This is a genomic window from Actinomadura coerulea (genome assembly GCF_014208105.1).
Taxonomy (GTDB): Bacteria; Actinomycetota; Actinomycetes; order Streptosporangiales; family Streptosporangiaceae; genus Spirillospora; species Spirillospora coerulea.
In genome coordinates, this window is sequence record NZ_JACHMQ010000001.1 from 347443 (window position 1) to 361240 (window position 13798).

General features: G+C 72.7%; 11 protein-coding genes. 5 read left to right on the forward strand and 6 right to left on the reverse strand.

The window, feature by feature from the left end; all coding sequences use genetic code 11:
• Positions 1 to 6 precede the first annotated feature (6 nt).
• Positions 7 to 807, forward strand: coding sequence for a diaminopimelate epimerase (gene dapF, locus BKA00_RS01645; RefSeq protein ID WP_185023234.1), 801 nt, complete (start codon positions 7 to 9; stop codon positions 805 to 807).
• Between the two features lie 243 nt (positions 808 to 1050).
• Here dapF and BKA00_RS01650 read toward each other — a convergent pair whose 3' ends face one another.
• Complete coding sequence (locus tag BKA00_RS01650; RefSeq protein ID WP_185023235.1) at positions 1051 to 3012, reverse strand: sensor histidine kinase; 1962 nt, start codon at positions 3010 to 3012, stop codon at positions 1051 to 1053.
• Between the two features lie 267 nt (positions 3013 to 3279).
• On the reverse strand, positions 3280 to 3420 hold the full coding sequence (locus BKA00_RS01655) for a hypothetical protein (protein ID WP_185023236.1): 141 nt from the start codon (positions 3418 to 3420) through the stop codon (positions 3280 to 3282).
• Positions 3421 to 3778: 358 nt separating this feature from the next.
• On the opposite strand from BKA00_RS01655, the gene BKA00_RS01660 reads away from it, so the two are divergent.
• From BKA00_RS01660 to BKA00_RS01675, 4 genes are all read left to right on the forward strand, one after another.
• A complete protein-coding gene (locus BKA00_RS01660; protein ID WP_185023237.1) occupies positions 3779 to 4771 on the forward strand; it encodes an ABC transporter permease in 993 nt (330 codons plus the stop codon).
• Entirely contained in the window at positions 4768 to 5577 is an 810-nt protein-coding gene (locus BKA00_RS01665) for an ABC transporter permease (protein ID WP_185023238.1), read from the forward strand. The genes BKA00_RS01660 and BKA00_RS01665 overlap by 4 nt, the downstream gene beginning before the upstream one ends.
• A complete protein-coding gene (locus BKA00_RS01670; protein WP_185023239.1) occupies positions 5574 to 7376 on the forward strand; it encodes a dipeptide ABC transporter ATP-binding protein in 1803 nt (600 codons plus the stop codon). Before BKA00_RS01665 ends, BKA00_RS01670 begins: the two co-directional genes overlap by 4 nt.
• Before the next feature lie 110 nt (positions 7377 to 7486).
• Positions 7487 to 9046: an ABC transporter substrate-binding protein gene (locus tag BKA00_RS01675; protein ID WP_230298520.1), complete on the forward strand. Its 1560-nt coding sequence runs from the start codon at positions 7487 to 7489 to the stop codon at positions 9044 to 9046.
• A 3-nt stretch (positions 9047 to 9049) separates the two neighbouring features.
• On the opposite strand, the gene BKA00_RS01680 is transcribed toward BKA00_RS01675, so the two are convergent.
• From BKA00_RS01680 to BKA00_RS01695, 4 genes are all read right to left on the reverse strand, one after another.
• Positions 9050 to 9766, reverse strand: coding sequence for a hypothetical protein (locus BKA00_RS01680; protein WP_185023241.1), 717 nt, complete (start codon positions 9764 to 9766; stop codon positions 9050 to 9052).
• 108 nt (positions 9767 to 9874) lie between these two features.
• The gene (locus BKA00_RS01685) at positions 9875 to 11161 is read right to left on the reverse strand and encodes a (Fe-S)-binding protein (protein ID WP_185023242.1); all 1287 of its coding nucleotides are present in this window, start codon (positions 11159 to 11161) and stop codon (positions 9875 to 9877) included.
• On the reverse strand, positions 11161 to 12357 hold the full coding sequence (locus BKA00_RS01690; RefSeq protein ID WP_185023243.1) for an FAD-binding oxidoreductase: 1197 nt from the start codon (positions 12355 to 12357) through the stop codon (positions 11161 to 11163). The genes BKA00_RS01685 and BKA00_RS01690 overlap by 1 nt, the downstream gene beginning before the upstream one ends.
• Complete coding sequence (locus BKA00_RS01695; protein WP_185033555.1) at positions 12357 to 13796, reverse strand: FAD-linked oxidase C-terminal domain-containing protein; 1440 nt, start codon at positions 13794 to 13796, stop codon at positions 12357 to 12359. Before BKA00_RS01695 ends, BKA00_RS01690 begins: the two co-directional genes overlap by 1 nt.
• Between the last annotated feature and the right edge of the window lie 2 nt (positions 13797 to 13798).

The window sequence follows — 13798 nt, forward strand, 5'->3', positions numbered from 1 at the left end:
CGGGGCATGCGGTTCGTCAAGGGGCATGGCACCGAGAACGACTTCGTGATCCTCCCCGATCCGGACGGCGTCCTGGACCTCACCCCGGAGGCCGTCGCGCGGCTCTGCGACCGGCGGGCGGGGATCGGCGCGGACGGCGTCCTGCGCGCGGTCCGGACGAAGGCCGCCGATGTCGACGCCGACGCCGAGTGGTTCATGGACTACCGCAACGCCGACGGCGGCATCGCCGAGATGTGCGGCAACGGGGTGCGCGTCTTCGCCCGCTACCTGGTCGACGCGGGCCTCGCCCCGCCCGGGGAGTGGGACCTGGCCACCCGCGCGGGCCTGCGCCGCGTGACGCTCGGCCCGTCCGGGGACGTCCGCGTGGAGATGGGCCGCCCGCGGCTCCTCGGCCCCGGAGAGGCGACCCTGGCGGGCGCGAGCTTCGCGGGCGAGCGGGTCAGCGTCGGCAACCCCCACCTGGCGTGCCGGGTCTCCGAGCCCGTCGCCGCGCTCGACCTGTCACGCGCCCCGGACTTCGATCCGGCGGTCTTCCCCGCGGGCGTGAACGTCGAGTTCTTCCGCGGCGTGGGGGAGCGGCACGTGGAGATGCGGGTGTACGAGCGCGGCTCCGGCGAGACCCGGTCGTGCGGCACCGGCACCGTGGCGGTGGCCGCCGCCGCGGCCGGCGGCGTCGCCGACGGCGCCGAATGGATCGTGGACGTCCCCGGCGGGCGGGTGACCGTCGTCCTGGACGGGGAGACCAGCTACCTGAGCGGCCCGGCCGTCCTGGTCGCCGAGGGCGAGACGCGGCCCGGCTGGCTTTAGCGGCCGGCCGTCTCACCTGGGCTTGCGGTGGTCCCGGGGCGGTCCCGGGGCGGTCCCGGCACAGACGGGACAGCTGTCCCTCTCCGGCGGGACCTTCCGCCGCATAACTTCTCTCTTGCACACCCTCTGGTGAATGGCCCGTATGGACCGGGATGGGAGCCCCGGGCCCGTACGGAGCCTGAGGGCCGGTGGCGACCTTCTTGGCGGGGGGCGGTCACCGGCCCTCCCACCGGGAGGGGTGCCTCAGGAAGAGACGCCGTTGACCGGCAGTCTGGCGCGGACCAGGGTCCCGCCCTTGGGGCCGGGCCCCACCGTGCAGGATCCCCCCAGTTCGGCCGCACGTTCGCGCATCGATGACATGCCGATGCCGGAACGCACATGGTCGGGCAACCCCACACCGTCGTCGTCGACGGTGACGTGCAGATCGCCGTTCAGACGCAGCCGCACCTCGGCGCACCCCGCGCCGGCGTGCCGGTGGACGTTGGTCAGCGCCTCCTGCACGATCCGGTACGCGGCGACCTCGGCGGCGGCCGGCAGGCCCTTCAGGTCGCCCTCGACGCGCACGTCCACCCGCGGGCCGTCCCCGGCGGCGACGACGCCGCCGAGCGCCTGGATCGCGCCCTCCAGCCCGAGATCGTCCAGGGCGGGCGGCCGCAGGCCGTACACGAGCTCCCTGATGTCGCCGATCGTGCGCCCCATGGTGGCGCGCAGCTCCTCCAGCAGCCCGTCGGCCGCCTCGGGGTCGGTCCTCAGCGTGATGCGCGCGGCGTCCACCGTCATGGCGAGGCTGGCCAGCGTCGGCCCGAGCCCGTCGTGCAGGTCGCGGCGCAGCCGCCGCCGCTCCTCCTCCCGCGTGCGCAGGATGTGCTCCCGGGAGCGCTGGACGTCCGCGGAGAGCCGCGCCGCGTTCGCCAGCTCGGCGAGGTTGCGGGCGAGGACGTTCGACAGGCGCGCGTCCGGGGTGCGGGTGACGCCGAACAGCAGGCGCCCCACCGGCTCCCCGTGCCACACCAGCGGGATGAGCTGGGGGCGCTCGCCGAGCACGCCGTCCTCCGCCGAGACCGTCCGGCCGTCGCGGTCCAGCACCTCGATCGTGACACCGGTCGCGTGCAGGGCCGAACGCGCCACCTCGGCGGCGACGGCGAGCGCGGCGCCCGGGTTCGCGGCGGTCTGCAGCCGCCGGTTCAGCCGGTCGGCGATCCGGTACGGGTCGCGCTCGCCGTGGATGAACGCGTCCACCATGCGCTGCAGGCGCCGCCGGACGGGCTCGAAGACCGCGCCGGCGACGATCGCCCCGGCGAGCCCGGCGAGGGTGCCGCGGCCGTGGGCCAGCAGGCTCGCCGTCCCGACGAGCGCGAAGTACACGCCGGTGATGACGACGACGAGCCCCGCGTACACCAGCGTCCGGCTGACCACGAGGTCGATGTCGTACAGCCGGTAGCGGGTGATCGCGATCGCGACGCAGATGGGGACCGCGACGATGGTGAGGTCGCGCAGCGGGTCGCCGATCGGGCCGTTCTCGCCGACGAAGATGACCGCCTCGGCGAGGATGCCCGGATAGACCACCCAGGCGATCTGCCGCCGGACGTCCGGCGGCGCCTGCACGAACCGCACCGCCACCGAGAACAGGCCCGCCGCCAGGGCGGTGACGATGACCGCGCTGATCGGGAGCGGGATCTCCTCGAACGGGTACACCGAGACGCCGTTGTGCCAGCGCCGCACGCCGGGGTCGATCGTCAGGTGCGCGCAGACGATGACCGGGACGAGGCAGGCGAGGGCGAGGGCGGGCCGGAACCACCGCGACACCAGCCGCCCGTCCGGGAAGATCAGCGGAAGTACGAGGGTCAGGGCGTAGGTGTCAACGGCCCACAGCCAGACGGCGAGCCACTGGACGAAGCCGGCTCCGGCCCACCGGTGGAGTTCGAGCCAGGGGCCGAGGTTGAGCGACAGCACGTACAGGGAGGCGCTGAAACCCGCGCCGACCATGAGCCAGGCGACGGTGAGCCCGGGACGGTGCCGCAGCAGGACGGCGCCGACGGGCGTCCAGGCGAGAGCGACCAGGATCTCCGGATGCCACCACACCATCCGCAGGTCGGACGGCACTCGGGCGCCGATGATCAGTGACGCGGCGACGGACGCGACCGCGGTCAGCGCGAGGAGGGCGCCCACGCGCCCCGCCGCGCGGTCGTGCTCTTCCGTCTCCATGCACACTCCCCGCCCGAAAGTAATGGAATGTTAAAACGCGCAGCTCCCTGTACCGCAGTGCCGAGCGCGTCCGCCTGAGGACACCGCCGGACCGGTCGGGCGGAGGGCTTCCGGTCGCGATGCGTGCGGGCGTGCCGTGATGGTAGCCGGGGAAACGCCCGAGATGAACGGAAGGTGCAGGTCAGCGGCCAGTCATGGCCGCATGCCCGGGTCCCGGGCGTGTCGGGGTGCGGGGAGGGGCGGGGCACGCGTGCGGGGAGGGGCGGTTCAGGACCCCGGAGTCAGCATGCTCTCGCGCGTCAGGGCCTGCACGCCGCGCCTCATGTCCTCGGCGGTGAAGTCATCGAGGAGCAGGCGCTGGATCAGGAAGCCGGGGAACAGCGCGAACAGCGTCTTCCCGGCGGCCACGGCGTCGGTGTCGGCGGGGAGCAGATCTCGTCGACCGGGAGCAGCGGGTCGCTGTCGCCGATCACGGTGGCGATGTTCGCCTCGATGATCTCGTTCTTGCTTCTGAAGTACCGGTAGACGGCGCCGGTCTCGCGGCCGCGGTGCTGATGACGTTCGCCATCCCGTCCCTCGCCTGGCGCACCGCCGGGACGGCGGTCTTCGGCGGTCTGCGGAGGCGTTCGGCCGGCGAGGCCGAGCGCGGCCGCGAACCGGCACTCGCGTGACCTCCACGGCCGTGACTCTTGCCGAATCCTGTACGCGTTCCGTGGCCAATCAATAGCATTCGGTGACTTCTGGGTGGTGTGCGGAGGGGCGGACGGTGGCGACGTTCATGGTGCGGCGGGTGGTGAACCACGCGGCGCTGGCCGTGCTCGCCGCCAGCCTCGGCTACCTGCTCGCCGCCGCGGCGCTCGATCCTCGGGCGGTTCTCGAGGACCGGGCGCCCCGTCCGCCGCAGGCCGTCATCGACGCGCGGCTCGGTGCGCTCAACCTCGATGACCGGAAGCCTTTGGCGGAGCGGTACCTCACCTGGGCCGGGGGCGTGGCCCAGGGCGACTTCGGCCGGACGTGGGACGGCGAGCCGGTCGAAGGCGAGTTGCGGCGCCGGCTCGGAGTGAGCTTCCGCCTGGTCGCTCCAGGGGCCGTCCTGGGAGGCGCCTTGGGCGTCGCCCTCGGCGCCTACGCCGCCGCCCGGCACGGTCGGGCGGCCGACAGGCTGGTCTCCGGCGGCTCCTACCTGCTGCTGGCCGTTCCCGTGTTCGTCCTCGCGGTGCTCTTACAGATCGTGGCGGGTGAAGCCAACGACGCCCTGGGAATGCGGCTGTTCGTCTGGGTGGGGGAGTCCGCGCCGGGGGCGCCGGGGGGCCGGCTCTGGGATCTCGCGGATCGGGCGCGCCGGCTGCTGCTGCCCACGGCCACGATCGCGCTCTGCCAACTCGCCCTCTACGCCCGCTACCAGCGCGGCCTGATGCTGGACGTGCTGCACGCCGATCACGTGCGCGCCGCGAGGGCCAGGGGGCTGCGGCGGCGCGATGCCCTGCTGCGGTACGGGCTCCGGACCGCGATCGTCCCGATGACCACCTATTTCGCCTACACGTCCGGACTGGTGCTCCTCGGCGGGGTGTTCACCGAGACGGCCTTCGGGCGGCACGGGGTAGGGGAGTGGCTCGTCGACTCCGTCTCCCGCGGCGACGTCAACGCCGTCGCCGCCGTCGAATGCCTCGCGGCCTGCGCCGTCGTCCTGGCAGCGCTCGGGTCCGACGTGCTGGCCGCCGCGCTGGACCCCCGCGTCCGCACCGGGGGCACGCCATGACCTGCGGTCGTCGGACGGCGGCCGGGGCGGTCCTGCTCGGGCTGTTGTTCCTCCTGGCCTTCGCCGGGCCGCTCGCCTCGCCGTGGGGATGGGACGAGACGGACTTCACGGCGTTCCGGCAGGGGCCGTCCGGCGGCCACTGGCTCGGCACGACCCAGAGCGGACGCGACGTCTTCGCCTTCACGCTGCGCGGTGCGCAGAACTCGCTCCTGGTCGGCCTGAGCGCCGCCCTGCTGTCGACGGGACTCGCCGCCGTCGTCGGGACCGCGGCCGGGCTCCTCGGCGGCAGGGCCGACCGGGTGCTCATGTGGGGCGTCGATCTTCTGCTGGTGCTCCCGTCCTTCCTGATCGTGGCCGTCCTGGCGTCCCGGACCGCAGGAGGGCGGCCGGTGCTCGCGGCGCTGCTGGCCGCGTTCATGTGGATGGTCACGGCCCGCGCGGTGCGGGCCGCGACGCTCTCCCTGCGGGACCGCGGCCACGTGCTGGCCGCGCGGTACCTCGGCGTCGGCACGCCGCGGCTGGTCGCGCGGCATGTGGCGCCCGGGCTGGCGTCGCTGCTGGCGGTGGACGCGAGCTTGAACGTGAGCATCGCGATCGTCGCCGAGAGCGGGCTGTCCTACCTCGGGTTCGGGACGCGGCCGCCGGACGTCTCGCTCGGCACGGTGATCGCCGACGGCCGGGGCGGGGCGACCGCGCATCCGTGGGCGTTCGGGTTCGCCGCCGGACTGCTCGTCTCGATCGTCGTCGCGGTGAACCTGCTCGGTGACGGGCTGCGGGACGCTCTCGACCCGGAGGCCGGACGTTGACGGTCCTGCGGGTCGCCGGCCTGGCGGTCGATCACGCGGGGGGCGCGCGTGCCCTGCGCGGCGTGAGCTTCTCGGTCGGGGCCGGGGAGGCGCTCGGGATCGTCGGCGAGTCGGGGGCCGGCAAGACCGCGCTCGCGCTCGCTCTGATGGGGCTGCTCCCGGAGGGAGCGCGCGTGACGGGCTCCGTGCGGCTGCGCGGTCAGGAACTGCTGGGACGGTCCGACGCGGAACTCTCGCGGGTGCGCGGCAAGGACCTGGCGATGGTCTTCCAGGATCCGTCGTCGGCGCTGTCGCCCGTCCGCAGGGTGGGAGACCAGATCGTCGAGGCCGTCCGGATCCACTCGGCCGTGAGCCGCTCGGCGGCGCGTGCTCGTGCTCTGGACCTGCTCGAACTGGTCGGTATGCCGGAGGCGGCGCGACGGGCCCGCTGCTACCCGCACGAGCTGTCCGGCGGGATGCGGCAGCGCGTGATGATCGCCATGGCCGTCGCGAACGACCCGGTCGCGATCGTGGCCGACGAGCCCGTCTCGGCCCTCGACGCGACCGTCCGGGCGCAGGTGCTGGACGTCCTGCGGGCCGCCCGGGAGGCGAGCGGGGCCGCGATCGTGCTGATCAGCCATGATCCGGGGGCCGTCGCCGGCTTCGCGGACCGCGTGATGGTGATGCGCGACGGGCGAGTCGTGGAGACGGGCACGGTGGAGCAGGTCTTCTCTCGGCCCCGGACGCCGTATACGAGCCGCCTGCTGCGCTCGTGGCCGCGTGCGGGTGATGCCCCGGTTCCTCGTGCTCGGCCTGAGCGTCCGGTGGTTCTCCAGGTGGACGCCCTTGCCCGTCGCTACCCCCTTTTCAGAGGGACGCTGCTGCGGCGGCGGGCCGGAGAGGTGCGGGCCGTGGACGGTGTTGGCTTCGACGTCCGTCAGGGTGAGACGCTCGCGCTGGTGGGGGAGTCGGGGTCCGGCAAGACCACGACGCTGATGGAGATTCTGCGGTTGTCCCGCCCTCAGGAAGGGCGCGTCACCGTCTTGGGCCAGGACACGGCCGCCTTGCGCGCCGCCCACCGCAAGGCCTTACGCAAGGACGTCCAAGTCGTGTTCCAGGATCCCTACGCCTCGCTGAACCCACGGATGCGGGTGGCCGACATCCTTGCCGAACCGCTCATCGCGCACCGCTTACCGATCGGTGGTCGCGTAGAGGAACTCCTTGCGCTGGTGGGCTTGAAACCCGGCCATGCGCGGCGTTTCCCACATGCGCTCTCGGGCGGGCAAAGACAGCGTGTGGCTCTGGCCAGAGCTCTCGCCTTAGAACCCCGCCTTCTGCTTCTGGACGAGCCTGTGTCCGCACTGGACACCGTCGTGCAGGCGAGCGTCATGGATTTGCTGGAAGGGCTTCGGGTGCGGCTCGGCCTGGCGTGCCTGTTCGTCACCCACGACCTCGCCCTGGTGCGGGGCTTCGCCGACCGGGTCGCCGTGATGTACATGGGGCGCGTCGTTGAGATCGGGCCGGTCGCCGGTGTGTACGGGGCTCCCGCCCATCCCTATACGCAGGCGCTGCTGGACGCGATGCCTTCAGCCAGCCCGGACCGAAATAGAACTCGCCGCTTCCTTCTGCACGGTGACCCGCCCGGCTCCGTCGTCGAGCTCTCTGGGTGCCGGTTCCGCGCGCGCTGCCCGCACTACGCAACGCTCACCCTCGACGACAGACGCCTATGCGAAGACCACGATCCGATGCCCTCTGCCATGGCGGCCGACCACTCCGTCGCCTGCCACCACCCGCTCGTCCCGGCGGAGTCCGAACGATGAGACGGGTTGTCGCTGCGGTCCTTCTTGGATTCACGCTTATGGGCGGCACTGGGTGCCGTGCTCCGGCGGCGTCGACGTCCAACGCGTCCGGGGCGCTGCCTGCGGCGGATGTGAACCCGACTCCGCGTGCCCGCGTCCTGAACGGCGGAACGCTCCGCTGGCCGCTCCCCGAGTTCCCGTCCCAGTGGAACACCAACCACATCAACGGCGCCAAGGGCACGGTGGAGCACGTCGTCCAGGGCGTCCTGCCGTATCTGATGCGTGCCGATGAGAAGGCCGTCCCGCATCCCGTCCCGGAGTATCTGGAGGCGGCCACGGTGAAGCGGACCCGGCACGGCCAGACGGTGACCTACAGGCTCAACCCGCGTGCCAGGTGGTCGGACGGCCGGCCCATCGGTTACGCCGACTTTCTGGCGCAGGCCCATGCCCTGTCTGGACGCGACCCGCGCTACGAGGTCTCGACCGTCACCGGTTACCGGCAGATCGAGCGGGTCGAGCGCGGCGCCGATGAACACGAGGTCGAGGTGACGTTCGACCGAACCTATGCGGACTGGCGCAGTCTGTTCAGCCCCCTGTACCCGGCTACCGCCTACTCCAGCCCACGCGCGTTCAACGCAGGGTGGTTGGGCCGCCTGCCTGTCACGGCCGGACCGTTCAGTCCCCAGCGGATCGACCGGACGGCCAAGACGCTGACCCTGGTGCGGAACCCGGCATGGTGGGGTGCGCCGGCAAAGCTCGACCGGATCGTGTACCGCGCCATGGACACCAGCGCGATGCCCGGTGCATTCGCCAACGGCGAGATCGACCTGATGGACATCGGCCTCGACGCGGACGCGCTGCAGCGCGTCCAGGGCGTTCCCGGCGCCGCCGTCCGCAGAGCCGGCGGGCCGGACTGGCGGAACTTCACGTTCAACGCGGCCGGCCCCATCCTGTCCGACGCCAGGGTGCGCCAGGCGGTCATGCTCGGCATCGACCGGCATGTGATCGCACGATCCGACCTGTCGGGCCTCGGCGTGCCGGTCCAGACGCTCGGAAACCACTTCTACGTCAACACCCAGGCCGGATACCAGGACAACTCCGGCGGGCTCGGCACCTACGACCCCGCGCGGGCCAGACGGCTGCTGGACGAGGCGGGCTGGACACCGCGAGGCAGGTACCGCTCCAAGGCGGGACGCACGCTCGCGCTGCGTTTCGTGATTCCGTCCGGGGTGCCCATCAGCAGGCGAGAAGGAGAGCTGACGCGTGCGCTACTCGAACGCATCGGCGTCCGAGTGGACATCCAGGTCGTTCCCGCGGACGACGTCTTCGAGCGGTACGTCACGCCCGGGAACATGGACATCGTTCCGTTCTCCTGGCTCGGCACCTCGTACCCCGTCTCGCAGATGGAGGCGGTCTTCGCGCGACCGCACGGACGGAACGTCCAGCAGAACTACTCGCGGATCGGCAGCGCCGCCATCGACGCGGCGATGGACCAGGCCATCACGGAGCTCGCCCCCGAGAGAGCTCACGCCCTGGTGAACAGGACCGACCGGCTCATCTGGCGACAGGCGTCGGTCTTGCCGCTGTACCAGCGCCCCCAGCTCGTCGCGGTGCGCGCGGACCTCGCGAACGTGGGGGCCGGCGGCTTCCGGAGACCCGCCTATCAGGACATCGGTTTCGCCCGCCGGTGACGCTCACGGGAAGGCGAGCCGGACGCCCTTGCGGTCGCTGGTGAAGCGCGCGTTCCACACGTACAGGCGCAGGTCGTCGGCGGAGAGGTCCTCCTCGACCGGGAGGTCGGAGGCGACGCGGACCACGTAGGAGGCGCCCGCCGGGATCATCGTGTCGCCGCCGTCCTCGACCGGCGCCTTCGACCCGCCGACCCGCGCGGTGATCTTGCTGTGGTTCGGGAGGGTGCACATGTCGTCCGGGATGCCCGCCTGCGGCATGCACCGCTCCTGCGCCGACGACGGGATCCGCGACTTCGGCATGAACAGGTCGGCGGGGAAGTCCAGCAGGACGGGCCGCCGCCCGCTGTTGGTGAGGACGTAGTCGGCGTAGGCGTAGGTCGTCCCGGACGGCGGGGCCGGCGTCGCGCCGAGCGGCTGCCGCGACGTCCCGGCCATGACGGCGGCGAGGCTGTAGCCGTACCCCTCGGGGGTCGTGAAGCCGACCGGCGGGCCGGCCTTCGGGGCGGGCACGGACGTGACCGCCGCGCCGTCGCCCTGGCTGGCGAGGCTGGGCGCGGAGGATTGCGCGCGGTCGCTCGTCCCGGGGCGCAGGACCACGATCGCTCCGGCCACCGCGGCGATCCCGACGGCGCCGGTCAGGGCGCCGGCGAGTCCGAGCCTCCCCGCGTGGCTCTTCTTCCTGCGGCGGTGCGAGCGGTACGGCTGGCGGCTGTCGGACATGGTCGTCGTGCTCCCTCGGCCCTCTCCGGCTCGGTCGGCGTGTCCCTGCCCACGGCGGGCAGGTCACGATACCTGACGCCCGGATCGGCGGCGGTCACGGTCCGCGAGCTACGAACCGCGCGCGATGAGGGCGTCTCGGCCGAGTCCTCGCAGGGACGCGTCCAGCACCTGCGCGGTGTGCGCGACCGCGATGGCGGCCCCGCGCCGGCGCAGCGCCGTGGCGATCTGCATCGAGCAGCCGGGGTTGGCGGCGACCAGCAGTTCGGCTCCGGTGGCGTCCACGTTCACCGCCTTGCGGTCGCCGAGCTCCCCGGCGGCCTCCGGCTGGAACAGGTTATAGGTTCCGGCCGACCCGCAGCAGATGTCCGGTTCGGCGATCTCGCGGACGGTCAGCCGGGGGATGGCGGCGAGCAGTTCGCGGGGCTGGCTCCGGACCCCCTGCGCGTGGGCGAGGTGGCAGGCGTCGTGGTAGGCGACCGTGACCGGAAGCGGCCGCCGCTCCGCCCGCGGCCCGAGTTCCACCAGGTACTCGGCGAGGTCCCGCGTCCTGGCCGAGAGCGCCTCCGCCCGCCCGGACCACCGCGGGTCGTCGGCCAGCAGCGCCCCGTACTCCTTCATCGCGGAGCCGCAGCCCGCGGAGTTCACCACGATCACGTCGACGGCCTCGAAGGTCTCGACCGTCCGGCGGGCGAAGGCGCGGGCCTCCTCCTCCCGCCCCGAATGCAGGGACAGCGCGCCGCAGCATCCCTGCCCTCTCGGGATGACGACGTCGCAGCCCTCCATGGCCAGCACGCGGGCCGTGGCGGCGTTGACGCCCGGGAAGAACTCGCCCTGGACGCACCCGGTCAGCATCCCGACCGTGGCGCGGCGCTCCCCGCGCGCGGCGACCCGCTCGGGGAGCCTCGGCGCCTTTCCGAGGGGCGGTGCGAGCCGTTCCATCGCCGCCAAGGACGGTGAAACACGTTCCAGTAGGCGGCTGCGCCGCACGAGCCGTTCCAGCCCCGACCTCTGGTAGGCGCGGAGGGGGGCGCGCAGGGCGCGGAGTCTCCGCCTGTACGGGAACAGCTGGAAGACCAGCTCCCGTATGGCGCGTTCCCTCAGCGAACGGGGGTGTTCGCGTTCGACGTCGGCGCGGGTCATCTCGATGAGCCGGTCGTACTGCACACCGGACGGGCAGGACGTCACGCACGCCATGCATCCCAGGCAGCGGTCGAAGTGCTCGACCATCGGCCCGCTGAGCGGTTCGCCGTCCGCGTGCTGCTGCATCAGATGGATGCGGCCCCTGGGGGAGTCCATCTCCTCGCCCCACAGCACATAGGTGGGGCATGTCGGAAGGCAGAACCCGCAGTGCACGCAGTCGTTGAGCAGGTTCGGAAGGTCGTCCTGGGCGCTCATCACATCCCTCCTACGAAACGGCCCGGGGACAGCCGGTGATCCGGGTCGAACTGGTCCTTCACCCGTCGCATCAGCGTCAGCGCCGGAACCGGACCCCACAGGTCGATCTCGCCGCGCACCTCTTGCGGCGCGTAGCGGACGACGGCGTGACCGCGGTGCGTCCTCAGCACGTCCCGCAGGCGACCGAGGACGTCGGCGACCTCGTTCGGGCCGAGTCCGGCGGGGAGGCCCACGTGACCGTGCCCGCCGGCGCTAAAGGTGGCGGCGATGTCCGGGCCCAGCGTGGTGATGACGTCGCGGAGCGAGGACGGCGGGGCGCCGATGTCGATGAGGGTGGTGCCCTCTGGGTAGAGGCCCCAGCCGTCCGGGGCGGTCTCGGAGAGCTCGGTCTTCTCTCCGAGGAGCTCAGCCGTCTGCCGAGCGCGCGCGGCGACGCCGTCGGGAACGCCTTCCAGGAAGACCGCGACCGTCCCCGGGCTGATGTATTCGACCGCGCTCGGGGCGACAGGGGAGTGCAGGACGGTCTGGACCGCATCGTGCGTGTCCTCCGGCCCGTCGACGGCGCACGTCACGTAAGCGGTCGCCTCGGGGATCGGGTGCAGGCGGAACGTGGCGTCAACGATCAGGCCGAGCGTTCCGTAGGAGCCGCAGAAGAGCCGCCCCAGGTCGTACCCGGCGACGTTCTTGACGACCTTGCCGCCGGAGCGCGCGACCTGCCCGTCCGCCCGGACGACCGTGAGCCCGATGACCAGGTTCCTGGGCGTGCCGTAGAGCGTGCGCAGGGGACCGGCGGCGCTCGTGGCGATCGTCCCGCCGACCGTCGAGCCCGGCAGCGGGACGTCGAGCGCGAGCCGCTGCCCTCGTTCGGCCAGCCTCTCGGCGAACTCCGCCATCGCGAGCCCGGCCTCCGCCTTGGCGACGAGGTCGCCGGCCGTGTGCTCGACGAGCCTGTTGAGCCGATGGCTGTCGACGAGCAGATCGCAGCGTTCCGGTGGCTCGCCCCAGTCCAACCGGGTCTCGGCCCCACGCGGGACGACGGCCAGACCCTTCTCGGCGGCCACGCGCATGACGTCGGCTGCCTCGGTCAGATCCTTCGGCGCCGCGACGAGTGCGGGCTCCACGCCGAGCACGCCTTCCGCGGGCTCACCGGGCCGTACATCGCCGCAGACCTTCGCCAAGGCGTCCAGGGGCCCCATCAGAAGATGTCCGCCTTTCCCTCGTACGGGTGCGGGCCCTTGCGCTTTCCGGGCACCTCCCCGCACAGCCGCGGCGTGGGGAAGACCTTGCCCGGATTGCACAGCCCCGCCGGATCGAAGCCGCAGCGGACCATCTGCATCGTGTCCAGGTCGGCGCCGGTGAACATGCGCGGCATGTACCGGGCCTTGTCGACGCCGACCCCGTGCTCGCCCGTGATGGAGCCGCCGTGCTCGATGCACAGGTCGAGGATCGCGCCCGAGACCTCCTCGGCGCGCTCCTCCGCGCCCGGCTCGGCGTCGTCGAACAGCACCAGCGGGTGCAGGTTGCCGTCCCCCGCGTGGAACACGTTCGCGACCCGCACGCCCGACTTGGCCGAGAGGGCGTCGATCCTGGCGAGGACGTCCGGGAGCACCGTCCGGGGGATGACGCCGTCCTGGACGAGGTAGGCCGGGCTGATCCGGCCCACGGCCGCGAACGCCGACTTGCGCCCCTTCCAGATCAGCGCCCGCTGCGCGTCGTCGGCGGCGATGCGGATCTCGAAGGCGCCCGCGTCCCGGCACATCCGCTCCACCTCGGTGAACTGGGCGGCGACCTCGGACTCCGGGCCGTCCAGCTCCACGATCAGCACCGCGCCGGCGCCCGGCGGGTACTCGCAGCGCACCGCCGCCTCGGCCGCCTCGATCGCCAGGGCGTCCATCATCTCGATCGCCGCCGGGACGACGCCCGCGCCGATGATCGACGACACCGCGGCGCCGCCCGCCTCGATCGAGCCGAACGCGGCCAGCAGCGTCTGCACGGTCTCGGGGACCCGCGTCAGCCGGACCGTGATCTTGGTGGCGATGCCGAGCGTGCCCTCCGCCCCGACGAACACGCCGAGCAGGTCGTAGCCGGGCCCGTCCGCGGCCAGGTCGACCAGCTCGCCGTCGGGCGTGACCACCTCGCAGGCCAGCACGTGGTGGGCGGTGAACCCGTACTTCAGGCAGTGCGCGCCGCCGGAGTTCTCCGCGACGTTCCCCCCCACCGAGCAGATCTGCTGGCTGGAGGGGTCGGGCGCGAAGTAGTACCCGTGCGGGCGGACGGCCCGCGTCACGTCCAGGTTGATCACTCCGGGCTCCACCACGGCCCGCTGCCCGGGGATGTCGATCTCCAGGATCCGGTTCATCCGGGACGTGACGATCAGCACGCCGTCCGCGCGGGGCAGCGCGCCGCCCGACAGGCCCGTGCCCGACCCGCGCGCGACGTAGGGCACCCCGGCCGCCGCGCACTCGCGCACGATCGCGGCGATCTGCTCGGCCGTGTCGGGCAGCACGACGACGCCGGGCGTGGACCGGTGGTTGGTGAGGCCGTCGCAGTCGTAGGTGCGCAGCCGCACCGGGTCGGTGATCACCCGGTCGGTCCCGAGCAGTGCCTCCAGCCGGAGTCCGAGCGCCGTGAGCATGG